Annotated in this window: 26 protein-coding genes; 6 read left to right on the forward strand and 20 right to left on the reverse strand. The window is 41.6% G+C overall.

The window, feature by feature from the left end:
- Position 1: 1 nt before the first annotated feature.
- Both fadJ and fadI read right to left on the reverse strand, forming a co-directional pair.
- Positions 2-2,122 (reverse strand): fatty acid oxidation complex subunit alpha FadJ, encoded by a 2,121-nt coding sequence (gene fadJ / locus C9J45_RS01825; RefSeq protein WP_107292084.1) that lies wholly within the window; start codon positions 2,120-2,122, stop codon positions 2-4.
- Positions 2,122-3,432, reverse strand: a complete 1,311-nt coding sequence (fadI, locus tag C9J45_RS01830; protein ID WP_107205528.1) for an acetyl-CoA C-acyltransferase FadI — start codon at positions 3,430-3,432, stop codon at positions 2,122-2,124. The genes fadJ and fadI overlap by 1 nt, the downstream gene beginning before the upstream one ends.
- A gap of 605 nt (positions 3,433-4,037) precedes the next feature.
- Here fadI and C9J45_RS01835 point away from each other — a divergent pair.
- The 4 genes from C9J45_RS01835 (at position 4,038) to C9J45_RS01850 (ending at position 8,507) form a co-directional block, all read left to right on the forward strand.
- On the forward strand, positions 4,038-4,601 hold the full coding sequence (locus C9J45_RS01835; RefSeq protein WP_107205526.1) for a sigma-70 family RNA polymerase sigma factor: 564 nt from the start codon (positions 4,038-4,040) through the stop codon (positions 4,599-4,601).
- A complete protein-coding gene (locus C9J45_RS01840; protein ID WP_107259364.1) occupies positions 4,594-5,310 on the forward strand; it encodes a DUF3379 family protein in 717 nt (238 codons plus the stop codon). Before C9J45_RS01835 ends, C9J45_RS01840 begins: the two co-directional genes overlap by 8 nt.
- A 264-nt stretch (positions 5,311-5,574) precedes the next feature.
- Positions 5,575-6,810: an outer membrane protein transport protein gene (locus tag C9J45_RS01845; RefSeq protein WP_107290580.1), complete on the forward strand. Its 1,236-nt coding sequence runs from the start codon at positions 5,575-5,577 to the stop codon at positions 6,808-6,810.
- Positions 6,811-7,163: 353 nt separating this feature from the next.
- Positions 7,164-8,507 (forward strand): outer membrane protein transport protein, encoded by a 1,344-nt coding sequence (locus tag C9J45_RS01850; protein WP_199188046.1) that lies wholly within the window; start codon positions 7,164-7,166, stop codon positions 8,505-8,507.
- A gap of 95 nt (positions 8,508-8,602) precedes the next feature.
- Here C9J45_RS01850 and C9J45_RS01855 read toward each other — a convergent pair whose 3' ends face one another.
- From C9J45_RS01855 to ccmA, 10 genes are all read right to left on the reverse strand, one after another.
- On the reverse strand, positions 8,603-9,403 hold the full coding sequence (locus C9J45_RS01855) for a VacJ family lipoprotein (protein WP_107205522.1): 801 nt from the start codon (positions 9,401-9,403) through the stop codon (positions 8,603-8,605).
- Between the two features lie 68 nt (positions 9,404-9,471).
- The gene (ccmI, locus tag C9J45_RS01860) at positions 9,472-10,761 is read right to left on the reverse strand and encodes a c-type cytochrome biogenesis protein CcmI (protein ID WP_107205521.1); all 1,290 of its coding nucleotides are present in this window, start codon (positions 10,759-10,761) and stop codon (positions 9,472-9,474) included.
- Positions 10,758-11,273, reverse strand: coding sequence for a cytochrome c-type biogenesis protein (locus C9J45_RS01865; protein WP_107205520.1), 516 nt, complete (start codon positions 11,271-11,273; stop codon positions 10,758-10,760). Before C9J45_RS01865 ends, ccmI begins: the two co-directional genes overlap by 4 nt.
- Positions 11,273-11,827 (reverse strand): DsbE family thiol:disulfide interchange protein, encoded by a 555-nt coding sequence (locus C9J45_RS01870; protein WP_107205519.1) that lies wholly within the window; start codon positions 11,825-11,827, stop codon positions 11,273-11,275. Before C9J45_RS01870 ends, C9J45_RS01865 begins: the two co-directional genes overlap by 1 nt.
- Positions 11,820-13,802, reverse strand: a complete 1,983-nt coding sequence (locus C9J45_RS01875) for a heme lyase CcmF/NrfE family subunit (protein WP_107245615.1) — start codon at positions 13,800-13,802, stop codon at positions 11,820-11,822. The genes C9J45_RS01870 and C9J45_RS01875 overlap by 8 nt, the downstream gene beginning before the upstream one ends.
- Positions 13,799-14,284, reverse strand: coding sequence for a cytochrome c maturation protein CcmE (gene ccmE, locus C9J45_RS01880; RefSeq protein WP_107287247.1), 486 nt, complete (start codon positions 14,282-14,284; stop codon positions 13,799-13,801). The genes C9J45_RS01875 and ccmE overlap by 4 nt, the downstream gene beginning before the upstream one ends.
- Positions 14,281-14,487 carry a heme exporter protein CcmD gene (gene ccmD / locus C9J45_RS01885; RefSeq protein WP_045127283.1) on the reverse strand — a complete coding sequence of 69 codons (207 nt, stop codon included), beginning with the start codon at positions 14,485-14,487 and terminating at the stop codon, positions 14,281-14,283. The genes ccmE and ccmD overlap by 4 nt, the downstream gene beginning before the upstream one ends.
- A gap of 7 nt (positions 14,488-14,494) precedes the next feature.
- Positions 14,495-15,226, reverse strand: a complete 732-nt coding sequence (locus C9J45_RS01890) for a heme ABC transporter permease (RefSeq protein ID WP_107245619.1) — start codon at positions 15,224-15,226, stop codon at positions 14,495-14,497.
- Positions 15,227-15,379: 153 nt separating this feature from the next.
- The gene (ccmB, locus tag C9J45_RS01895) at positions 15,380-16,048 is read right to left on the reverse strand and encodes a heme exporter protein CcmB (RefSeq protein WP_107245708.1); all 669 of its coding nucleotides are present in this window, start codon (positions 16,046-16,048) and stop codon (positions 15,380-15,382) included.
- An 8-nt stretch (positions 16,049-16,056) separates the two neighbouring features.
- Positions 16,057-16,704 carry a cytochrome c biogenesis heme-transporting ATPase CcmA gene (gene ccmA / locus C9J45_RS01900; protein WP_107245620.1) on the reverse strand — a complete coding sequence of 216 codons (648 nt, stop codon included), beginning with the start codon at positions 16,702-16,704 and terminating at the stop codon, positions 16,057-16,059.
- A gap of 115 nt (positions 16,705-16,819) precedes the next feature.
- On the opposite strand from ccmA, the gene C9J45_RS01905 reads away from it, so the two are divergent.
- Positions 16,820-17,680 (forward strand): hypothetical protein, encoded by an 861-nt coding sequence (locus C9J45_RS01905; RefSeq protein ID WP_107292085.1) that lies wholly within the window; start codon positions 16,820-16,822, stop codon positions 17,678-17,680.
- Between the two features lie 3 nt (positions 17,681-17,683).
- Positions 17,684-17,992 carry an EscU/YscU/HrcU family type III secretion system export apparatus switch protein gene (locus C9J45_RS01910; RefSeq protein ID WP_107205513.1) on the forward strand — a complete coding sequence of 103 codons (309 nt, stop codon included), beginning with the start codon at positions 17,684-17,686 and terminating at the stop codon, positions 17,990-17,992.
- 3 nt (positions 17,993-17,995) lie between these two features.
- Here C9J45_RS01910 and C9J45_RS01915 read toward each other — a convergent pair whose 3' ends face one another.
- The 8 genes from C9J45_RS01915 to cheY form a co-directional block, all read right to left on the reverse strand.
- Positions 17,996-18,430 (reverse strand): DUF2802 domain-containing protein, encoded by a 435-nt coding sequence (locus C9J45_RS01915; protein ID WP_107205512.1) that lies wholly within the window; start codon positions 18,428-18,430, stop codon positions 17,996-17,998.
- Positions 18,430-18,924, reverse strand: a complete 495-nt coding sequence (locus tag C9J45_RS01920) for a chemotaxis protein CheW (RefSeq protein WP_005370336.1) — start codon at positions 18,922-18,924, stop codon at positions 18,430-18,432. Before C9J45_RS01920 ends, C9J45_RS01915 begins: the two co-directional genes overlap by 1 nt.
- A 24-nt stretch (positions 18,925-18,948) precedes the next feature.
- The gene (locus tag C9J45_RS01925) at positions 18,949-19,899 is read right to left on the reverse strand and encodes a chemotaxis protein CheW (protein ID WP_107292086.1); all 951 of its coding nucleotides are present in this window, start codon (positions 19,897-19,899) and stop codon (positions 18,949-18,951) included.
- Positions 19,889-20,668, reverse strand: coding sequence for a ParA family protein (locus C9J45_RS01930; protein ID WP_107205510.1), 780 nt, complete (start codon positions 20,666-20,668; stop codon positions 19,889-19,891). The genes C9J45_RS01925 and C9J45_RS01930 overlap by 11 nt, the downstream gene beginning before the upstream one ends.
- Before the next feature lie 10 nt (positions 20,669-20,678).
- Positions 20,679-21,845 (reverse strand): chemotaxis response regulator protein-glutamate methylesterase, encoded by a 1,167-nt coding sequence (locus C9J45_RS01935; RefSeq protein WP_107205509.1) that lies wholly within the window; start codon positions 21,843-21,845, stop codon positions 20,679-20,681.
- 76 nt (positions 21,846-21,921) lie between these two features.
- On the reverse strand, positions 21,922-24,150 hold the full coding sequence (locus C9J45_RS01940; RefSeq protein ID WP_107205508.1) for a chemotaxis protein CheA: 2,229 nt from the start codon (positions 24,148-24,150) through the stop codon (positions 21,922-21,924).
- Between the two features lie 9 nt (positions 24,151-24,159).
- On the reverse strand, positions 24,160-24,879 hold the full coding sequence (locus C9J45_RS01945; RefSeq protein ID WP_107205507.1) for a protein phosphatase CheZ: 720 nt from the start codon (positions 24,877-24,879) through the stop codon (positions 24,160-24,162).
- Between the two features lie 48 nt (positions 24,880-24,927).
- Positions 24,928-25,299, reverse strand: coding sequence for a chemotaxis response regulator CheY (gene cheY, locus C9J45_RS01950; RefSeq protein ID WP_199187030.1), 372 nt, complete (start codon positions 25,297-25,299; stop codon positions 24,928-24,930).
- Between the last annotated feature and the right edge of the window lie 2 nt (positions 25,300-25,301).

Here is a 25,301-nt window from a genome sequence, read left to right on the forward strand (position 1 = left end):
GCTAATAGAACGTTTTCTCTTCTTTGGCCATATCAAGTAATCGCTCGCACGGTTTAAAGCGATCACCATACTTATCTGTGTACTCGTTTAGCATATCAACAAAACGCGTTATCCCAATATGATCCATATAACGGAATGGCCCGCCTAGGAACGGTGGGAAGCCGATACCGAAAATAGCGCCAATATCGCCATCTCTTGCCGAACGGATCACACCTTCATCTAAACACCTTGCTGCTTCATTCAGCATCATTAAACTACAACGAACCGCGATTTCAGTTTCAGATTCTTTAATCTTTGGTTCCAACTCAAGAAGCTTATAAACCGACTTATCGACTTCTTTTTTCTTGGTATTATAACGATAAAAACCTTTACCGCTTTTACGTCCCTTGCGATTATCCTTCAGCAATAAATCAAACACATCTGGTGCTTCAAATCGTTCACCGAGTTCAGCTAACAGAATAGGACTTATCTTCGCGCCGATATCAACACCAACTTCATCCAATAATGTGATTGGCCCAACAGGGAAACCAAAGTTAAGTAAAGCTGTATCTATATGTTCAATCGGCTCACCACTAAGAAGTACGCGTGCCGCTTCATTCATATAAGGCGCTAGTATACGATTAACATAGAAGCCTGCTTTATCACCGACCACTATCGGGGTTTTACCTTGTTTTTTCGCCAAGGCTACAACCGTTGCAATCGTCTCTTCTGACGTTGCACTCCCTGTTTCCGTGCCTTGATGTGGAATGACCTCAACCAATGGCATTTTTTCTACAGGACTAAAATAGTGAAGACCAACAACATTCTCAGGATGCTCTGCCGCTTGTGCTATTTGATTGATCGGCAATGAGGATGTATTCGTGGCAAAAATTGTGGTTGGTTTTGCATGCTCTTCAACATCTTTTACCATTTGATGTTTGAGCGCTAAATCTTCAAATACCGCTTCAATCACGACATCGGCCTGATTAAAGCCAGTAAAATCAGTCCCACCTGTTATCGTTAGCATTTGTTTTTGTAATGTGGCTTTCGAGATAATTTTACGCTTACGTTTTTTCTCAAGTAGCTTGAAATTGTACGCTAGCGCATTTTGGATACCATCATTACTAATATCTTTGATCCGTACCGGATAACCTGCTTTCGTTGCTGTAACATGACTAATACCGCCGCCCATTAAACCGCCACCCAATACAGCGACTCGTTCGACAGTTAATGGCTCTGCCTCTGAACCCGTTTCTTTTTTCATTGCTGTTGTGGCAAAAAAGATACTACGAAGCGCGGCGGATTCCGGTGACATCACCAATTCACCAAATACTTTAGCCTCTTGTTCTAACCCTTTTTCCATCCCATGCTGTAAACCATATTTCACAACTTCTAAAATGGCATCAACAGCAGGATAATTCCCACGTGTTTTCTCATGTGCTTTTTTCGCCGCTTGATCAAACACTACTGAGCGACCTAATGGATTTCCGCCCAATGCCCAATTTTGCATGGATGATTTGCGGCTAGGTTTTGGCGATAAAGCCATTTGCTCGGCAACATTTAATAAAATACTTTCAGGGACAACTTGATCAATCACCCCCAATTTCACCGCTTTTTTCGCGCGTAATTGCTTACCCGATAAAATCATGTCAAGCGCATTAGCTACGCCAATCAAACGAGGTAAACGCTGAGTACCGCCAGAGCCCGGGAGTAATCCCAACTGTACTTCTGGTAAACCTAATCGGGTTTTATCACCATCACTACAAACTCGGCTATGGCAAGCAAGAGCAAGCTCTAAGCCGCCCCCTAAACATGGGCCGTGAATCGCTGCAACCACATGAAAAGGCAGTTGCTCTAACTGTGAAAATAAAACCTGTCCTTTTACAGCTAAGGCTTGTGCCTCTTGTGCTGTTTCACAGGCTGACAACATGCGAATATCAGCGCCAGCGACAAAGTTATCAGGCTTACCTGAATAGACAACAAGCCCTTTAATATCAGAACGTGCTTTAAGCTCTGCGAGCACTGATGTTATTTGCTCTGAAAATTCAGCTTGTAAGGTGTTCATTTTCTCGTTTGGCACATCTATTTTTAGCCAAGCAACACCATTATCCTTGTACGATAAACTAAATGCAGATTGCGTCATTATTCAGCCTCCAAAATCATTGCCGCACCTAAACCACCAGCTGCACATGCCGTATTCAATGCAAAGCCACCACCACGACGTTTTAACTCACGCAAAGTTTGGGTGATCATACGTGCGCCTGTTGCTGCAAATGGATGCCCGTAAGCCAATGAGCCACCTAACACATTGAATTTATCCATATCAACTTCACCAATCGCATCAATACGGCCTAACTTTTCACGCGCAAACTTAGTAGAAGCAAACATTTTTAAATTTGCTAATGTTTGGGCAGCAAAAGCCTCATGCATGTCAATCAAGGTTAGATCAGATAAATTTAAACCTGCACGTTCCAGTGCAACAGGTGTCGCGTAAGAAGGTCCCATCAGCATATCGCTTTCAACCCCTATTGCGGAAAACGCGTAGGAACGAATATATCCTAATGGTGTTAATCCTAATTCCTTAGCTCGCCCTTCTCGCATCATCAGTATTGCGGCTGCGCCATCCGTTAATGGGGTCGCATTTGCTGCTGTGACTGAGCCATATTTACGATCAAAGGCTGGTCGTAATTTGGCATAAGATTCAAGAGTCGATTCTTCACGAATGTTGTTATCTTTATCTATCCACTGGCGATAAGGTTGTGGGAATGCCGTCATCACTTCATCACGGATCAATCCATCTCGCCATGCTTGTGCCGCTAATGTGTGTGAACGGTGAGCCAATGCATCTTGCTCTTCACGACTAATACCATGTGTTTTTGCCATCTGCTCTGCGGTTTGTCCCATGCTCAATCCTGTTGAATATTCAGCAACGGCAGGCGGCACAGGCATTAAATCTTTCATGTTAAGCGAACTTAATAACTTAAGCCGTTTTGACATGGTTTTCGCCTTGCTAAGTGCAAGTAATGTAGCAGCCATTTTTTTACTTACGCCAATGGGTAATACCGATGATGAATCAGCACCACCTGCGATACCAATATCGATCGTGCCTGAAATAATACTTTCGGCAACATTCGCAGCGGCTTGAAAACTAGTGGCACAGGCACGGGTAACACTGTAAGCATCAGTATGAATGTTCATACCAGTACCCAATACAATCTCACGCGCGATATTTGGCGCTTCTGGCATTTGTACCACTTGCCCAAACACCACTTGATCAATAAGCATCGGATCAAAATCAAGCGTTTGTAGCATATCATTGACAACCAGCTTTCCGAGATCCAAAGCAGGAACACCATCGAAAGCGGTAGATTGACGAGCAAATGGAGTACGTAAACCGCTAACAACGGCAATACGTTCCCCTTGACGAGTAGTAAGATTTTGGAGACGTGTCATCGCAACTCCTTTTGATAATTTGGCTTACAGTAAGCCGTTTGGCACACCGTGCACTAGAGGTCAGACCTCACAATTGTAAGCCAAATGTTACCAAATTCAATCAAGTGTTTAAATTTAACGGAAGAAGTGTCAAAGATTGTGATCTATCCTCTCAGTTTTAAAACGATATTAAGCGGAAAAATGCAGATAATTAGAGAGAGAATTAGAAAAGATGTAAAAATAGAGGTCAACAAAGATAAAAAGGCAAAAAAAAACCATACCTTATAAGGTATGGTCATAATTCACGCGGAAAGCAATCTGCGTAATGAATAAGTCAATCAACATAAAGCTAATTGCAAATCAGGAAAACCTGATAGGAGAAAGTAAAGTCAGCCTTCAAAAGGAAGTTGTCATCTTGCTCAACAGATAGCATTACAATAGCCGGTTTTGCAACCCACCATCTCGCTATCAGATGACGCTGTCACTATAACGCGCTGCTGGAATCAAATTTTGAACCAGATCAATTTTAGTGTGAATTATCAGCTTAATTATAAAAAAGAAAGGTAAACACCTTATAGCTTTCTTTATTCATAAGATTTTTCGTAAGGACAACGACGGATATTGCCATGTTCAAAAATTTTTTTGGTAAGAAAAAACACGATCCCTCGGTCTCTTTAGATATGGACAAACAAAGAAAATACGAGGCCCTTGTTAGGGCTTGGCATCGGGATCTCTACCGTTACGCATATTGGTTGTGCCACGACCAGCATATTGCTGAAGACTTGGTACAAGAAACATGCTTACGCGCATGGCGTTCCCTTGATAGCCTACAGGATGATAAAGCTGCTAAGGCATGGTTAATTACCATACTTAGGCGTGAAAACGCACGTCGGTTTGAAAGAAAACGATTTGATTTGGTTGATATTGATGACCATGCAATTGCTGATTCCACACCCAGTGTTGAAATGAATACTGAGCAACATATGCTTCAACGTTTAATCATGAATTTGGCACCGGAGTATAGAGAACCACTCATTTTACAGGTCATGGCTGGTTTTAATGGTGATGAAATTGCAGAGATCCTTGAACTTAACCGAAACACTGTGATGACTCGCTTATTTCGAGCCCGTAACCAATTAAAAGAGCAACTTGAAAATAAAGAGTCAAAAAGGGGGAATCAGAATGGATGAACTAGAATTTAGACGGAGATTATTAGCTGATCCACATGATAATGATCCCACTGTAACGGCATGTAAACATCAATCGATCGCAAATAAAAAGTTTTCCGATGAATTACAACAGCTTGATATCCAATTAGAGCAAGCGCTTAAAGTCGATGTACCCGATGATCTGGCGGATAAAATTTTATTTCAACAAGCTGGAGAAGAAACCAACAAGAAAGGCATTAATCGCTATTGGTCTTATGGCCTCGCCGCCTCTGTTGCTTTTGCTATTGGTCTCTTTGTTGGGCAAATGAATTTGCTACCAAGCCAACAGTTACCAATCAATAGCCTTGCCAATGTCGCACTTGAACATGTTTCTTATGAAGCAAAATTTGTCGATAACATCGATGAAAAAGCAACGTTGCAACAAGTGAATGCAAAGCTGCAACCTTTTGGTTCGGAAATGAAAGATTTACCAGGGCACATTTATTATGTGAACTATTGTGGCTTTGATGGCAAACGCTCATTACATATGGTGATGGATACACCTCAAGGTAAAGTCACGGTATTTGTTGTTCCAACCCCAAGCCATGCTATTTCTAACTCAACAGACAATAACAATGAAAGTTTAGTCGTACCGATCAGAGAAGCAAGTTTGATTATTGTTGGCGATAAGGGTCAAAACTTAATGCCAGTTGCGAGTAAAATCAAAAACGACCTTAGCTGGGAAATCTAATTTTCCTACTGATTTTTAGTCCTTCTTAATAACGGCAACACACGCTATGTTGCCGTTTTTCAAATCTGATATTTGTCGTTAAAACAACCTAAAACATCGACATTTGATACCAAAATCACTATAAGTTTCGTTAAAAAGTATTTTTACTTAGACATAACACTGGTCAGATTTGATTAAGTCAGTACACCCCCTACAATCATCGAAAATTAGCCAACATAGGCTAATAAAAAACAATAATATATATAATTAGGAATTATTCTAAGCATGAATAAGAAGCAAATTTTTACACGCTCAGTGATTACTGCTGCTATCGCCTTAGCTTCATCACAATCTATGGCAGCGGGCTTTCAGCTGAATGCACAATCTGCAACCGGTCTTGGCCGTGCATTTTCAGGTGACGGTGTTATTGCTGACAACGCATCAACAATGGCAAAAAACGCTGCATCAATGACATTATTTGATGCACCTGCACTGTCTCTTGGTATTATCGCCATTGATACTGACGTTAAAGTAAAAGATGCAACATACAATGGTTATCAGATCCCTGATGATCAAATTGGTGGTACTAGTTACGCGCCAAACATCTACTACATTCAGCCTATCAACGATAAATTCGCTGTAGGTGCATCACTTTACTCAAACTTCGGTACTAAAACTGAGTTTAGTGATAACTACGCTGCAAATGTATTTGGTGGTTTAACTGATGTAAAAAGTGTGAACTTAGGTTTAAGTGCTGCTTACCGCATTAACCAGCAACTAAGCATTGGTGGTGGTTTAGACGTAATTTACGGCAGTGGTAAACTAAATCGCTATATACCTGCAGGAAAAATTCCAACACCTAATGGTACGATCAATACACCAAAAATTGATTTACTTGATGTTGATGCCGATGGTGTAGCACTTGGCTTTAACCTAGGTACTATCTACGAACTCGATCAAAACAACCGTTTTGGCTTATCTTACCGCTATAGCCCAACATTAGAAGCTAAAGGTGATATGCACTATGCGGGCAACGACCTTAGCGATCAGAAGCTAAAAATGCCATTACCAGATATGGCAGAATTTTCTGGTTTCAATAAGCTAAATGATAAATTTGCGGTTCACTACAGCATTCAATGGATCCGCTGGAGCGAGTTTGACGTTCTAGAAACAACTGGTGGCGTTAAATTAAATGATTACCAATGGCAAGATGGATGGCACTACTCTATCGGTGGTACTTACTACCTAAACGATCAGTGGACACTTCGTGCCGGTTACATGCATGACACTAGCGCACAGGATTCAAAAACGTCTATTTCTGTACCTGATTCAGATCGTAACTGGTTATCTGGCGGCTTTAGCTACCACCTAGACAGCAAGTCTACCATCGACTTTGGCTTAACTTACCTTATTGGTAAAGATGTTAAAGCAGATGAAACCAATCCGCTCGGTATGTCGGTTGACGCAACTACTCGTGCAAATGCATGGTTGTACGGTCTACAATACAGCCGTTCATTCTAATTTCAGCGTACACTTGAACGCTAAAATGATTAAAAGGAGCCGTTTGGCTCCTTTTTTAATCTTTTCACTACCACTTCCACCTCACTTTCCTTTCATTAATTCACTCGACACGTTCAAAATTTGTATAAATAACAATCAGAACAATACAACAACTGGTACATGTGTACGCTGAAAATAGATCAGATCAGAACAGCACGAACAAAAAGTAACGGATATAATTCCAAAATAAACAAATCAAAGGAATATTACTTCAATAAGTAGAATTTATAGCGATAAATTGTCACGCTATTAATTGTTAAGGGTATTATTCGCGACTTAGTTTCAGCGAACAATTAGCGATTAATATTAAAATGATGAATAAAAATAAAATTACATTATCTTTAACGGCTGCATTAGCATTAGGCATGAGCTCTAACGCCCTAGCTGCAGGATTCCAATTGGCTGAATATTCAGCAACAGGTTTAGGCCGCGCATTTGCTGGTGAAGCAGCAATGGCTGACAATGCCAGCGCCCAATTCCGTAACCCTGCAATGCTGACATACCTTGAAGGTACGCAAATATCAGTCGGTGCAATTTACGTTGACCCAAACATTGATGTTAAAGGGAATCTACAACTTAATGATCAAACCATAGATCAAACTGAATCTCGTGATATCGCTAATAGTGCCGTTATTCCCAATTTTTATATTTCTCGTCAATTGAACGATAAAGCAACATTAGGCCTAGCATTTGGTACAAACTTTGGTATGCGTACCGAACTTGGCACCCAGTTCACTGCCTCTCTTTTCGGTAATCAAGCGGAAGTACACACCGTTGAAATCAACCCTAATCTTGGTTACAAAATTAATGACCAATTTAGTGTTGGTGCCGGTGTGCGTTATATTATGGCAAAAGGCCACTTCGGCGCGGCACTGCCAAGCGCACTACCAGCGGCTGTTTCTGGAATGTTGTCACCACAACAGAAATATATTTATGATCAAGGCTTAGCGGGTAAAAATCTTAAATATATGGAAGGAGAAGATAATGCATGGGGTTGGCAAGCAGGTGCAGCATGGCAAATTAACCCAGCAAACCGTATTGGCGTAAGCTATCGCTCAGCTGTTGACCTAAACCTTAGCGGTCACGCTAGCGGCCTTGCATACAACAACCAAACTTTACCCGGTTCATTACCGCTTGAGCTTCCAGCATCTGCAGAGATTGCAACCTTACACCAGTTAACCGATCAATGGGCTATTCATACCAGCATCAACTGGACAGATTGGAGCAGCTTTGAAAAATTAGAAGCGAATATTCCGGCTCTTGGTTCACACAGTAACGATCTAATTAAAGAAGAAAACTGGAAAGACAACTACCGTTTTGCTATCGGTACTACTTACCAAGTAAACAGTAAACTCGCACTTCGTTCTGGTATTGCCTATGACATGGCTGCAGTTGATGAAGCCCACCGAACTCAAACGATCCCTGAAACTGATCGTACTTGGTTAAGTCTTGGTGCGGGTTACCAGTGGTCTAAGAATTTAACATTAGATGCAGGCCTGACCTACGTTTATGCGAAGAAAGCGCACCTAAACGAAACAGATAAGAGTATTAATGGCCTGGCTAGCGGCCTACTTCAACAACCAACTAAACTCTCTTTCGCTGGTACAACATCTGGTGATGTGTGGTTAGCGGGTGTACAAGCAAGCTACCGTTTCTAAGTAAAATAAAATTTATTTAGAAAAACAAGCTCGCTACAAACTATACCACATATAAAAAGACCTCCTTATTGGAGGTCTTTTTTAGTTAAGTAATATTACTGATCATCAATTTCATCAAGATAACTATCATCAAAACTATCTGCTTGTTGCTCTTGGTCAACTTTACCGTCACTGGCAACAAAGTCTTTATATTGAATATATGCATCACGAGTAAATACATATGGATCGGGTGAGTTTTCTAGCATCGCTTCTTGTTGTGCTAATGCAGCACGATCTTCCATCCCCTGAAAAAGCCATTTACCTAGCCCTTCCCAAATATTTAATAAGCTGAACATTGGGTAGAGTTCATCAGCCGCATCACCAAAACCTCGGAACGTCACTGGGCCATAAACTGGTAACATCAAATAAGGACCATTTGGTACACCATAATAACCTAACGTGTCACCAAATCGTCGATCCGCAGGTTTATTTATGTCAGCCGCAGATGCGATATCGATTAAACCACCCAATCCAAAAATTGTATTAATCCAAAAACGGTTAAAATGGGTGACCGCAGCTTTGCCATTTAACGACAGTAGGCTATTAACCATACTTGCAGGCTCATCTAAATTTGATAAAAAATTCATGATGCCTTTACGAACAGGGGTTGGCGTGTAATTAACATATGCCATTGAAACTGGACGGGCTACGTACGGGTCTAAATAGTTAAAATTAAAATCCCACATAGCACGGTTAAACCCCTCAAATGGGTCATAAACGCCATTACTATCACTGTCAGCATCAATATGATCAGTAATATTGTTAGAGGTAATTTGTTTTGACGGTTCATCTGGTGTTTGCGCACAACCGACTAGCCCCAGAGAAAGCCAAATTATTAGTAAGAAAATTCTATTCAAAACATATATCCAATAGAAAGCAGGCTGGACAATAATATCCAGCCTGCTCTATTTGTTCCAGTATTGAATCAATATTGTTTATTAATTAATACTTTTGTATCACCACCAAGCATCACTTTCTGGCTTTCACCATACCAATCACCTTGTTTCGTCATGACGTTACCATCACTATCAATACGAGCACGGACAATCATTTCAGATAATGACGATAGCTTGCGCTGCGGCATCATGCTGTCTTTATCCGTTAACGTAATGGTTAATGGGAAAGACGTTGTCAGTGGTAGCTTTACAGCTGCAATAGGCATTGGTGCACCATCAGCGCTATGAACAGAGACAATAATATCGCCCTGCTTTGGCATCACGACGTTTGGCGCTAATGAAATTGTCGCCACTATCTGCTGTTTTGCTTGTTCAGCACTGACTTTTGGCGCAGTTTCTGCCGCAGCTGCAGCAGAACCATTGACTAATGCTTTCGCTTTGTCATCAGCATTTAAACGTGCTTGTGCGCGTTCAATACTTCGATCAAGCATCGGTGCACGCGAATCATCCGGTCCGATAAGCTTTTTCATCATCGTCCAATAAGCGATCGCTTGTTCAAACTTGTTTTGCTCAAACGCATCGAAAGCGAGTAGCGATAATGCTTGCACGTTAGTATGATCTTTCTTAATGACATTGCGTAATAAGTTACGTGCCATGTCACTTGCGCCCGGCTTACCACTTAGCATTAATGACTGTGCATAACCTAACTGAATATCCTCATCAACAGGGTTTAAGTCATAAGCTTTTTTCATTGCCATTTCAGCGGTTTCACCATCACGGTTTGCCATTGCGATACGACCTAACAATAACCATCCCATAGGATCATCACCGTCATCGTGCAATTTAGTACGTAATGCTAAAGTCAAATCAGACATATCTTGATCAGACAGCGGCTCATTAGCGGCATTATCACCCAGTAAGCGTTGAGAAAGTTGAGGCAGACGGTTTACCGCATCATGCCACGCTTCTACTTTCTGAATACCGCCCACAGAGGCGTACATGCCATAGCTCACACCAACAATTAAGATAATGCCAGGTAGCAACATCCCAGCACTAACATGAGTAGATTTCTTCTCTTTACTTTCAGGTATATCATCTAACAATGACTGTTGAAGCTCAGAAACTAATTCTTGGCGATTCTCAACCAAGCCTTCTTCTGATTCGTGCTCCAGTTCATGAATACGATCTTTAAAGAATGCTTTGTTTAATTCATCTCGGCTTGCTACATCATCGTATTCTTTACCATACAACATAGGTACAGCAAAAAATGCTATTGCAATAAGCACTAAGACAGCAGTTATAATCCAAAACAGCGTCATTTGTTTACCTTTGATTGAGTATCAACACTTTTAGCATCTTGCTGTTCCATCTCTGCAAGCAGTGCTTTTAATCGTTTAGCTTCTTCCTCATCTAATTGAGCCTGCTCAACTTTTTCACCGTTTTTACGCGTACGATAAACCAGAACAGTAAAGCCAATAACGATAAACAGAATAGGACCAACCCATAAAATTGCAGTCGAAGCTGTCATCGGTGGATTGTACGTAACAAAGTTACCGTAACGCGCAATCATGTAATCAATAATTTGCTGACTGGTTTTGCCTTCTTGAAGAAGCTCAAATGTTTTCTGTCGCATATCTTGCGCTAAGGTTGCATTTGAATCAGCAATATTATTGTTCTGACACTTAGGGCAACGTAATGTTGCCGTTAGCTCTTGAAACTGCTTTTCTTGTTCCGCATTTTTAAAGTCATAGACATCAATCGATGCAAATGCTGGTAACGCCGCGGTTAGCGCAATCGTTGCAGCTATAACAAGGGCAAATAAACGTTTCATTAACCTTTTGCCTCCGCTTTTAGCTTGTTGTACAACGGCTCAAGCGTTTTTTTCCAATTTTCAGGATTAACGTCACCCACATGGCGATAACGAATAATGCCGTTAGCATCAATAATGAATGTTTCAGGTGCGCCATACACACCTAAATCCATACCTAACATACCGTTACCATCATAAAGTGTATGCAAATAAGGATTACCCAATTCAGTTAACCAACCAATCGCTTTCTCACGTTGATCTTTGTAGTTCAGACCAATGATCTTAACGCCTTGTTTCGCTAACGTATTTAAGTATTGGTGTTCTGCATAACATGTCGGACACCATGTCGCCCACACGTTAAGCAATAATGGTTCACCTTTGAAAATCGTTTGTTGATACTCTTTTCCTGGTTGGAATAGATCTTCTAATTTAAAGGTCGGTACAGGTTTACCTACCAATACCGATTCTAATTTTGTTGGATCATCACCATCAGCATTGCGGGTTAACTGCACCATAAACATAATAACCAGTGCAATGAACAAGACTAACGGAATAAAGAGGAACTTCTTATTCATGGGTTAATTTTTCCTCTGACGATTTATTACTCAGTTTTGCAGGAGTGCGGAATCGGTAACGTTTATCGCTGATCGCCAATGCACCACCTAACGCCATTAAAAATGCACCCGCCCACATCCAGTTCACAAATGGTTTGTAGTAAATACGAACAGCCCATGCACCATCACCAAGCTTCTCACCCATAGCAACATATAAGTCACGAGTAATCCCGCTATCAATTGCCGCTTCTGTCATCATAGAGCCAGCCACACTGTAGAAACGTTTTTCAGCATGTAGTGTTGTTACATTAATACCACGACGGCTAATATTGAAATCAGCTATATATCCATCATAGTTAGGACCATCTGCATCACGTAATCCAGCAAAGTGGAAATCATAGCCTTTCACATTAACAGATTGACCCGGCGCTAAACGTAAATCACGTTCGATATCGTAGTTAGAGACTAGCGTGATACCAATGATAGATATCGCTAAACCAATATGGCCTAACACCATCGCCCAATGGCTACGACCTAATTTACCTAAGCCATCAACAAAAGTATGACGGTGTGTCGCACGCTCGAATAACTCAAAACCATGCATCACAATGATCCACACCGCCATCATCATCCCTAACACCGCAAGCGGTTCAACCACACTTGCCGTAAAGTAAATAACAAGGTATGAAAATGGAATCGTGATCAGTGCTGAGATAATCATTGGCTTGCGAACATGTTTGAAATTATCGCGTTTCCAACGAACAAGAGGACCAACACCCATAATAAAAGCAAACGGGATCATCAACCATGTAAATAGCATGTTGAAGAAAGGTACACCGATAGAAACAGAACCTAAACCAATTTGCTTATGTACCAATGGTAATAATGTACCAATAAGTACAACCACTAAGCCTGCAACAAGTAAAATGTTGTTTGCTAGTAACAGGTTTTCACGTGAGAACAAGCTGTAGTTACCACGAGAACGAATTTGACCACCACGTAATGCATACAGCAGTAAAGAACCACCGATAACAACCACAAGGAAACCAAGAATGAACATACCGCGAGCCGGATCTGACGCAAATGCATGCACAGAAACCAATACGCCAGAACGCACTAAGAACGTACCTAATAAACTTAATGAGAAGGCAGAGATCGCAAGCAGTACAGTCCATGCTTTAAATGTGCCACGCTTTTCTGTTACTGATAGCGAGTGCATTAACGCCGTACCTGCAAGCCATGGCATAAATGATGCGTTTTCTACTGGATCCCAGAACCACCAGCCACCCCAGCCAAGTTCGTAGTAAGCCCACCATGACCCTAGTGCGATACCTACCGTTAGGAATGACCATGCCGCGATTGTCCATGGACGAGACCAACGTGCCCAAGCGGTATCTAAACGACCAGTCATCAAGGATGCAATGGCAAAAGAGAACGCAACAGAGAAGCCAACGTAGCCCATGTAAAGCATTGGCGGGTGAATAATTAGACCCGGATCTTGCAATAATGGGTTTAGATCACGACCTTCGACAGGGAATACCGGTAGCGTACGTAAAAATGGGTTAGAAGTAATGATAATAAACAGTAAGAAACCCACTGCAATCATCCCCATTACCGATAAGACACGAGAAACAGATTCAAGTGGCATATCACGGCTAAAACGCGCCACAGCAGCAGCCCAACCGGCTTGGATAAGTACCCAAAGCAGCAATGAACCTTCGTGCGCGCCCCATACCGCTGTAATACGGTAATACCACGGTAATAAACTTGTCGAGTTACTGGCTACATACGCAACAGTAAAATCATTGTTATAGAATGACCAACATAAAATAACAAAAGATAACGATATAAAAGCAAAAATACCGTATGCCAATGGTCGTGCCATACGCATCATTGCTTGGTTACCGACTGCAGCACCATATAGCGGATAAATACTGGCCAGTACCGATAAGGCGAGGGCAGTAATAAGGGCAAAATGGCCTATTTCAGGGATCATTGAGCACTACCTTGTAGTTGTTCTTCAGTATATTGAAGTTTTGAGTGATTTTTCTTCATCGCATCAGCGACTTCAGCCGGCATGTAATTTTCATCATGCTTAGCCAGTACTTCATGTGCTTTTACTGTTGTTGGGCCAACGAGTACACCTTGCGCGACAATACCCTGCCCTTCACGGAAGAGATCAGGCAAAATACCATCATAAGTGACAGTTACTGAAGGGCCGACATCAGCAACTTTAAAACTCACTTCTAAAGATTGAGGATCACGCTTCACAGAGCCTTTCACCACCATGCCACCAATACGTAAACGTTGACCAACTTCTGGTTTGGTGCCATCAGGCTTACCATTAACCAGTTCTGTTGGTGTGTAGAATAAATCCATATTTTGATTTAACGCATAAAGCACTAAACCAATGGTAGCACCAAGGCCTAAAACGAGCGCTAACACTAAGGCGAGACGCTTCTTACGTCTTGGGGTCATAGCGTATTCTCCATCTTTTTCGCATCTTTAATGCGTTGTTCACGTGCGATTTTATTTTTAATGTCACCTAATACGCGACGATGGGTGGCCATACTAGAAAAGAGGATCCATAGCATCGCCAAAAATGAGATGCCAAACGCACTCCATACATAAGCAGCATAACCACCCATGGCAAAAAAGTCGCTCATAGAATCAAAATGCATACCAACCTCACTTCACTAGCTCACGCACCCAAGGGCGGTGACTTTCGCGGATAAGAATTTCATTACGTAGACGGATCATAGTCACCGCACCGAAGAAAAAAGCAAAACCCACAATACCAATCAGCAACGGCCATAACATATCTGTTGACATAGAAGGCTTGGCAAATTTAGTAATGGTTGCACCTTGGTGAAGGGTATTCCACCACTCGACAGAGAAGTGAATAATAGGAATATTGATCACACCAACAATCGCTAAAATACCCGCCGCTTTGGCTGCTGTCTTTTGATCATCAAAAGCATTATACAATGCAATAACACCAAGATATAAAAATAGAAGAATGAGTTCAGATGTTAAACGCGCATCCCACACCCACCATGTGCCCCACATTGGCTTACCCCAAATAGCACCAGTGATCAATGCAATAAAGGTAAACACTGCACCAACCGGCGCCATCGCAGCAGCGGCCATATCCGATAATCGAATCTGCCACACTAAACCAATGAATGCGGCAATAGCCATTGATACATAAGCACCCATCGACCAGATTGCAGCGGGAACATGCAAGTAAATAATTCTAAAGCTGTCACCCTGTTGATAATCCGCTGGCGCAAACATTAAGCCCCAAATAGAACTGACAACAATGGCAATTAAGCTAATCATGGAAAACCAAGGCAGTAACTTACCGCACAAGCGATAGGTATTCTCGGCTTTAGCGTAGGGATGTAACCACTTCCACATAATGCTCTCTACTCGTTATATAGTTATAAATACGTCATTAAAACCAAGTTCAGTCACAAAATAATAGGATTTTGTGTCATCCCTTAGCCTTATAAATCTCTACCGGTTGGATAAATAAACAAAATGGAAGACATCATCGCTCCCATTCTTGATTTAATTCACACTGATCCTTAGCGATGCCGCAACCGCAAACGGTGCTAACGTTAAAGAGGCCACCAACATTGCCGCCATTAATGCTAATTGCCCGTTATATGCCATCCCTAGGCCTGCAGCTTCTATTGCAGAGGTTGCGAATATAAGCACAGGTATATATAACGGTAATATGAGCAAGCTCAATAAAACGCCACCTTTTCGTAATCCAACCGTTAAAGCGACACCAATTGCCCCTAAAAAGCTTAATGTTGGCGTACCTACTAGCAATGTGAGTACAACGGCGACCCATGTATCCCAATTTAAGGATAATAAAATCGCTAATAAGGGACTAATTAATATCAGCGGTAGACCTGTCAACAACCAATGTGCAAGCATTTTAGCAAAGGCAGATACCGCTAATGGTGTCGGCATTAATAACATTTGCTCCAGCGAGCCATCGGCATAATCATCACGAAAGAGGCGTTCCATTGATAATAACGCTGCTAACAATGCCGCCACCCAAATGATCCCAGGAGCAATACGTGCAAGCAATTTAGGCTCAGGACCAATACTTAATGGAAATAAGGTGATCACAATAATAAAGAACCACAATGGGTTCATCACATCTGCACGTCGACGAAAAGCAATTAACAATTCACGACGAATAATTTGAATAATAGAATTAAACACCGTGCTCACTACCCTAACTTAATTTTTCGTAAATGATTACTATCCGTAAACATATCTTGGTGCGTGGTTAATAACACCATGCCACCACGTTCAACATGAGATAAAAACAAGTTTTCAAGCACCTTGACACCTTGCTTATCAATCGCAGTTAATGGCTCATCAAGCACCCATAATTTATGATTACTTAACCATAGACGCGCTAATGCAACACGGCGTTGCTGACCTGCAGATAGTTGCCCTGCTGGTACATCTTCACGCCCCGCTAACCCAACATGCGCCAATGCTTGCCATAATGCGTCCTCACCCATAACTTGTGGTGAACCCTTGAGATCTGAGCCTTGATTGCATTTATGCATGGCTTGAAAAAAAGCCAAGTTCTCAAAGGCGGTAAGTTCACGCTTTACGCCAGTTTGATGACCAAGAAACAACAGCTCTTGATGGTAATCTTCTCGTGCAACCTGAATATCTTCTTGATTCCAAAGAACGTGCCCACTATCCGCGCGGCCTAACCCAGCAATAATACGTAACAGTGTGGTTTTACCCGCACCATTATGGCCTTCAATTTGCACTAACTCGCCACTTGATATAGTGAAACTGAGTTCGTCAAACAATAAACGTTCATCACGAACGCAGCTTAAGTCTGCTACTGACAACATATAAATGATGTATCCTAGGTGTCACAAATCAGTCCGCATGATACCACAATGGCTAATAATTTAGCTAAACTACGGACATATTCATCGTTAACTAACGTAAGTAAATGTGAAATATATGCGCATCAATTTAACGCCATCTCACCCCCCTAGCGCAGCAAACACTGCTCAAATTGAAAAACCTTTATCGGATAATCGAAAGAGCCAGGCGCCATTATTTACTCGCTCAGGAGAAAAAGAGCAAAACCTCATTTCTCAATTACCGCAATTATTGTTATCCATAAACAGCTTGCAACGTTTAGTTACACTTTTATCTAACCCGTTAAACTCTGGTACAGCTAAATTAGCCACATCGCCCTCTAACAACCTAAATACTATTTTCCAGCAGCTCTTTGCACCACAAAATCAAACCAGCTTAATCACTTGGTTACAACAAGGTGGAGAACGAAAACCTTTAGCTCAGTTATTACAGCAACTATCTCAACCACAAAGCCAGTTAAACCAATGGTTAAAAACGTTAAGCCCTGAGCAACAGCAAGATATTCCCGCTCTATTAAGGCTTGCCGCTGAGCAACGAGGACCAGAAACACAACGTACACAAGATACCAGTAGCATTTATCTGCAATGGCCGATGAATAACAACCAATCTATTGATATTAAAATAAAAAATGAAAATGAGGATTCAAACTCAAATGCCGACAAGAGTATCAATTCCTGTTGGACGGTCAAATTGGCATTACCTATTGGTGCAATCGATATACTTAATGTTACAGCCCAATGGAAAAACAGCACATTAACAACGGTATTTGAAACCGTTAATCCATTGTTACTACATAAAATAGAGCAGGTCTCGCCGCTACTTTTTTCTCGTATGGCACAGTTAGGTATTAACTGTGAATCTCCTAAATTTCTGCAAGCTCAAGATAAAGAGTCTAATGACCCTCTAGCCTCTTCTAATGGCTTATTGATTAAGGTCTGAGTGATGACTACAGATAATAAAACAACCTCGCATGCAGTTGCACTTAAATATGATGGTGACAAGTCTCCTTATATTACAGCCAAAGGCCACCAGCAATTAGCTGAACATATTATTGAACAAGTGAAACTGCAAGGTGGCTTAATACATCAAGATCCCGTTCTGGCACAATATCTAAATAGCTTTGATGTCGGTGATGAAATCCCACAGGAGTTATACTTGATTATTGCCGAACTGATTGCCTTTTCATGGTACTTAAACGGAAAAACCCCTCCGGGATGGGAGGGGCTTGAAGATATTAATATATCAGTATAACGATTAACGTCGACGGTGTTTTTGCATCGTCTGCTGTAAGCGAAGCAGAAGTTCAGCTTCAGCTTTAGGTAAATCACACTCATTCATCAATTCATGTACATCTGCGCCCAACTCTACCATTTTACTGGCACGGCTATATAAACGCCCTTCGGGATCGTTCATCATGATCTCTGTTTGACGATCTTCAACCACTTCTAACTGATGTGACATATCCGCCAGTTTGTGACTCATACCCATTGTTCCTGCACGCAATTCATTGAACTCTTTATTCAAGCGTTCATTTTGTAAGCGGGCATTTTTCAATACAGTTTCAATAGCGGCAAATTTTGTTTCTAAACTCCGTCGCGCTTTACGCTCGCGAAGCAATAACACAGTAAAGATTAAAACCGCCAATACACTAATAACAGTAGGTATCCACTGGAGCAGAATAGTATTCATTACAAGTACGCCATCTCATCCCACTCTTCATCAGATAGCAGCTTATTAAGATCAACTAAGATAAGTAATTGTCCTTCGCGGTTACTTACACCTTGAATAAACTTCGCACTCTCTTCGGTACCCACACTTGGCGTGCTATCAATTTCAGAACTACGGAGATAAACCACTTCAGCAACACTATCGACAAGAATACCAATCACTTGTTTTTCTGCTTCAATGATAACAATACGTGTATTGTCAGAAATCTCACCCGGAGCTAAGCCAAAACGAGAGCGAGTATCGATAACAGTAACGACATTACCGCGAAGATTAATAATACCGAGCACATAATCAGGCGCACCTGGCACTGGTGCAATTTCTGAATAGCGCAAAACCTCACGGACTTGCATAACATTTATACCGTAAGTCTCATCTTCTAGCTGAAATGTCACCCATTGCAGAACCTGATCATTCGCTCCGTCTTTTTGGATCTCAGCGATATTTACCTGTGACATGCTATTCCCTCTTAAGGTCCTGTATTACTCAATACTATTTACATCCAATCCATTGTTTAGCATTGCGATCAACGCATCGACATGGATAAGTGCACACATTTTATCTTTTACCATACCCGCAAGCCAAGGGCGTTTTCCTGCCTTCTCTCGCCAGCGAATATCATTGCCATTCAGCATTTTGGTGCCATGCAGTTTATCGCTAGCTAGCCCCCATTGGCTATCGCCAAGCATCACAATATAACGATAATTATCACGATACTCATCACCAACTAGCTTCTCTGGCATTACCCAACGCGCAGTATCAACTACATCTAACTTTTGCTCGCGTGTTGACTGTAGGCCCAAATACCAATTAGGACGCCCAAGTAAACGGTTAAGCTCGCCAAGTTGATGAATACCACCCAATTGCGTGAGCGCAACAGCAAATGTCACACCATTAACTTCAAAAAATAGCGCTTGAAACGCTTGTTCCATCCCATGATGTGTCCACTGCTCTGGCGGAATTAACCCTGCATCTTCAGCAATTTCTGCGGTTTTGATAACCTCAGTTTCAACGGTATCTTCCGCTATATTTTCAGTACTCGCACACCTAGGTTCAGTTTCTTTAATAGAAGTTAGTTGCTCTGGTATGACGTATTCTGTTTCTGAAAAAATTTGTTGTGGATTTGCAGTTTGTATAACATTTTCTTGAATATCATCAACATAATTTTCATCAACTTGACTCAATAGTCGTGCTATATCTTGTCGATTTGACGGCTCTGCATAATCAACAGCAACATAAGGCTGTGGCTTTAATACATTTAACTTAGGTTGAAGTAACGTAGACGCGACTTCAACATTTTCAATACTTGGTTTATCGACATCTAAAATGGGATCTTTAATCTCCGCAGGTACAGCAACTTCATTTGATTCTTCTAATAAATCAAAAAAATAATCATCTAGGGCTTGATCACTTGAAAGTGGCTTACTTTGCATGATTGTCTAACCGTTCTACATATTTTAATAACGTTTTGTAAGCAAACACACCACGACAGTTTCGGGCATATAATGATGGTGGCATATGTTTAATACTGGCATCACGGAACTTTGTATCAATAGGTACCGCAGACGCCCAAACTTGTTCAGGGAAACGAGCCTTGAGTTCTTGCAACGTTTGGAGTGATGCCCGTGTTCGTTTATCGTACATAGTTGGAACAATCGTGACATTAAAACCAGACGGCTTAGAACGCTGCATAATTTGTAACGTCCTCATCATTCTTTCCAAGCCTTTCATGGCTAAAAACTCGGTTTGTACTGGTATAAGAATGCGATCGCTCGCCGCCAATGCATTGACCATCATCACCCCTAAAATCGGTGGGCAATCTATCAGTACGTAATCATAGTCATCAACTAAACTATGCAGCGCTTTTTTTAACACTAACCCCATACCACTGCGATTTCCCATTACACGATCAAGTGTTGCCAGTGACATATGGGCAGGAATAATATCAATATTATTAAATGCTGTTTTAAGAATAAGTGGTTTTACACTGACTTTATTCACTACGGGTAATTGAAACAAATCAAATAAACTCGCGGGTACTTGCTCTGAATCAAAGTTTAAATACGTTGTTAACGATGCGTGTGGGTCGGTATCAACTAATAAAACACGTTTATTTTGCTCACTCAGCAATCCGGCTAATGTAATTGTGGTTGTGGTTTTCCCCACCCCACCTTTTTGATTAGCAATACTCCAAACAATCACCCCTTGATCCTCACTGTAAACCTAGTTCTATTAACATACATTCAGCAATACGATCTAAAGGTAAGTCGTGGCTTGATATACCCGCTTTAGCAACGGCTTGAGGCATACCGTATACCACACAACTGTCTTCATCCTGCGCCCAAATAGTTGAACCACTATTTTTTAGCATTCTTGCGCCATCTCGACCATCAGCGCCCATACCGGTTAATACCATTGATAGGACTTTGTCTTGATAGACTTTAGCCGCAGAACCAAATGTTACATCAACACATGGTTTATAATTCATGCGCTCACCGCTATCAATAATACGTAACCTTGATGCGCCAGGTCGACCATCAAGCATCATTTGTTTACCGCCTGGAGCAAGATACGCCATACCCGCTTTCAACATATCCCCATTTTCCGCTTCTTTCACTCCAATTTTGCACAGCTGATCTAATCGTGCAGCAAAAGCGGCGGTAAATGTCGCAGGCATGTGCTGAATAAGCACTATCGGATAGGGAAAATTAGCAGGTAGCTGAGTCAATATTTTTTGTAATGCGACAGGGCCACCAGTCGATGTGCCAATTGCAACAATCTGGTATTTTTTTCCTGACGCTTTAAAACGTAATGCGGGTTTGACAACAGATGCACGCGCAGCTCTTGAAGATGAAACAGATGAAGGTTCAGCCTGCAAGCGTGACGTTAGCGTTGGTTTCGTCGTCGATGTATGAGTGCTTGTTAATGGCGAAGATGGAAGAGATGTTGAACGCGTCGTCGCACTTCGGCGCATAAAAATACGTTTACGTGCAAGCTCTGCAACACGTTTTTGAAGCAGTTCAACGGCTTCATCACGATTACGCGCAATATCTTCAAATTTCTTTGGCAAGAAATCTAATGCACCAGCATCAAGGGCATCAAGCGTCGCCTTGGCACCATCATGAGTTAACGAAGAAAACATTAAGATCGGAGTTGGTGACACTTTCATGATCTCGCGAACGGCTGTAATACCATCCATTACGGGCATTTCGATGTCCATTGTGATCACGTCAGGTTGCAGTTTTTGGGTTAACTCTACCGCTTCTTTGCCATTAACGGCATTGCCAACAACTTCCAACCGACTATCAGCATTAATTATTTCACTTACTCTTCGACGGAAAAAACTTGAGTCATCAACTACTAATACTTTAACTGCCATGTTACTTTCATCCCGTTGAAACGCTTAAACAAAGGGGGTCATCGCCCCCCTCTTTTATTATTATTTGTCGTGCTAATTAATGACCAGCGTAGTGTTTTAATAAGCTTGGCACATCAAGAATTAATGCAATATGACCATCACTGGTAATGGTTGCACCTGCCATACCTGGCGTACCTTGAAGTAAGCTATCTAGTGGTTTTATCACGACTTCTTCTTGACCAATTAAGGTATCAACCACAAAACCAATTCGCTGATGGCCAATTTGAACAATAACGACATGACCATGGCCACGATCTTTATTCGTACCGCCTGTCATATTTGACAACCAATCTTGTAGATAAAACAGGGGTATCGCTTTATCACGAACAATAATTGTTAACTGGCCATCAACAGTATTGGTTTTATTCAAATCAAGGTGGAATATTTCATTCACACTCGCTAATGGCAATGCAAATGGTTGTTCACCAACACCTACCATTAATGTCGGTAAAATAGCCAACGTTAATGGTACTTTAATGTCAATTCGAGTGCCTTTACCTAGCACTGAATCAATATGAATTGAACCATTAAGCTGATTAATCCCTGTTTTTACAACATCCATTCCTACACCACGACCAGAAATATCAGAGATTTCTTTTTTGGTCGAGAAGCCAGGGGCAAAAATGAGATTATACGCTTCATTGTCAGTGATACGAGAAGCGGCATCTGCATCCATCACACCGCGTTCAACAGCAATGCTGCGGAGCTTTTCTGCATCCATACCGCCACCATCATCTTCGATGGTAAGTAGAATATGATCGCCTTCTTGTGATGCTGATAATAAGACAGTTCCCGTACGAGGCTTACCTACCTGCTCACGAACATCCGGCATTTCAATACCATGATCTACAGAATTTCGTACTAAGTGAACCAGAGGATCAGCAAGAGCTTCCACTAAGTTTTTATCTAAATCTGTTTCCTCACCGCGCATTTCCAGTACGATTTCTTTCTTTAAGCTACGCGCTAAATCACGTACAACACGAGGAAAACGACCAAATACTTTCTTGATTGGTTGCATGCGAGTTTTCATCACAGCGCCTTGAAGATCTGCCGTTACAACATCAAGATTTGAGACCGCTTTCGACATTTCTTCATCATTGGTGTTTAAACCAAGACTAACTAAACGATTTCGTACTAAAACCAACTCTCCGACCATATTCATAATGGTATCAAGGGTTGAAGTATCAACACGCACTGTCGCATCCGCTTGTGGTTTTGACTTCTCTTTGACCGCAACAGGTTTCGCTGAGCGCTCTACTGGCGGTTGATGTGCCGCAGAAGCAGGTGGAGTGACCATTGCTGTTGATTGAGTCGAACTAACAGCAGCTTCAACTTCGGTTAAATCATTCGCTGTAGATTGTGCAGCAGACGCTTGTTCTTCTAAAGATGGGCTTTTACCTGCACCATGTAATTCATCAAGCAGACGTTCAAATTCATCATCTGTCATCAAGTCATCACTATCACCGGCACCAGTATCTTCTGGCACGGTAGATGATAGGGTTACTGACGATGATGGTGTTGTAACACTTGCCGCAGGCGTATCACTATTTCCCGGCCCTTTGCCAGAACCGTGTAGTTCGTCTAACAAACGTTCGAATTCATCATCAGTAATATCACCGCTATCAAAATTTAATTGTGCTTCTACATTATTTTGCGCAGTTGGCTCTGGTGCCGTTGGCTTGGATGGGCTTTGTCCAGTACCATGAAGTTCATCAAGTAAACGATCAAACTCATCTTGAGTCATGTCATCAACACTGTCACCAGTGGTAACATTCTCACTACTTGACGTACTCGCGGGTTCTGGTGTCACCTCTGCAATAACATCAACCGATGGCGCTTCAACGGGCTTAGAAATAGGAGCGAGTTCATCTGCTGTTGCAGGCTGGCTGTAATAATGTAAGGCATCTAATAAACGTTGATCAGCACGATCAAGAGGCTGATGTTCTTTCACTTGTTCAAACATCACATTAATACAGTCAAGCGCTTCTAAAATCACATCCATCAACTCAGATGTTACGCTACGCTTGCCTGTTCGCAGCAAGTCAAAAACGTTTTCTGCACCGTGACAAGCATCAACCAGTTCGGTTAAAGAAAGAAATCCTGCGCCACCTTTTACCGTATGAAAACCACGGAAAATAGCATTCAATAACTCAGAATCATCGGGGCTTCGTTCAAGCTCTACCAATTGTTCAGAAAGCAATTCAAGAATTTCGCCTGCTTCTATTAAAAAGTCCTGCAGGATATCTTCGTCTAAATCAAAGCTCATAAATTTCCCCTAAAATCCAAGACTCGAAAGTAAATCATCAACATCATCTTGTGATTCAACAACATCATTACGTTGCTCTGGATTGATGATTGGCCCTTCAGGCTTTAAGGCGTCTTTTTTATCATCAATCACAGTATTCGCGTCTTGTTCCATGCCAAAAGCTTTAAGAATTTCAACTAACCTATCTTCAACTTCATGAACTAACTCAATGACACGTCGAATGATTTGTCCAGTGAGATCTTGGTAGTCCTGAGCCATAAGGATATCGGTAAGGTGGGTACGCAGTGTGCTGCTATCACCTTCAATTTGAACAAGCAATAAATCAATATCGTGACACAATGTTTTAAATTCAGTAAGACCAATCTTACCTGCCATTAAACGCTGCCACTGAGGATGCACTTGCAATAACGTGTTATGCAGTTTATCCGCAATAGGTAGCGTGCTTTCAACTGCGTCCATCGTTTTATTTGCGGCTTGCTCCGTTTTATCGATAACATAAAGCAATCGTTCACGAGCATCAGGAATATCAGTTTTCGCTAAATCATTAACCCGAGGGTCAAGGCGAAAATTAATTAAAGAATCATGCAACTGGCGAGTAATTTTACCCACCTCTGCAAACATTGGTTCATGGCTATCGGCAACTAATGTTTGTACAAGCGAATTGGCTTCAGCTTGTTGTCCATTTTCTAGCAAGCTGACAAGCTGTTTTGCCTGTTCAAGTGAAATCATGCTTCTTTATCGTCCTTATGCACTACTGATGGTTATTGTTAGTAATCGTTACTGCAAACGTTCGAAAATTTTATCCAATTTTTCTTTCAACGTTGCTGCGGTAAATGGTTTAACGATATAACCATTAACACCTGCTTGTGCAGCCTCAATGATCTGCTCACGCTTTGCTTCAGCAGTGATCATCAATACTGGCAAGTGCTTCAATTGTTCATCAGAACGAATATGACGAAGTAAATCAATACCTTGCATTCCTGGCATATTCCAATCCGTTACAACGAAGTCGAAATCACCCTTTTTAAGCATTGGTAAAGCGGTTAATCCATCATCTGCTTCTAAGGTGTTGTTAAAACCCAAATCACGAAGCAGGTTTTTAACAATACGGCGCATTGTTGAGAAGTCATCAACAATGAGAATTTTCATGT

The sequence above is a fragment of the Photobacterium sp. GB-1 genome, assembly GCF_003026165.1.
Taxonomy (GTDB): Bacteria; Pseudomonadota; Gammaproteobacteria; order Enterobacterales; family Vibrionaceae; genus Photobacterium.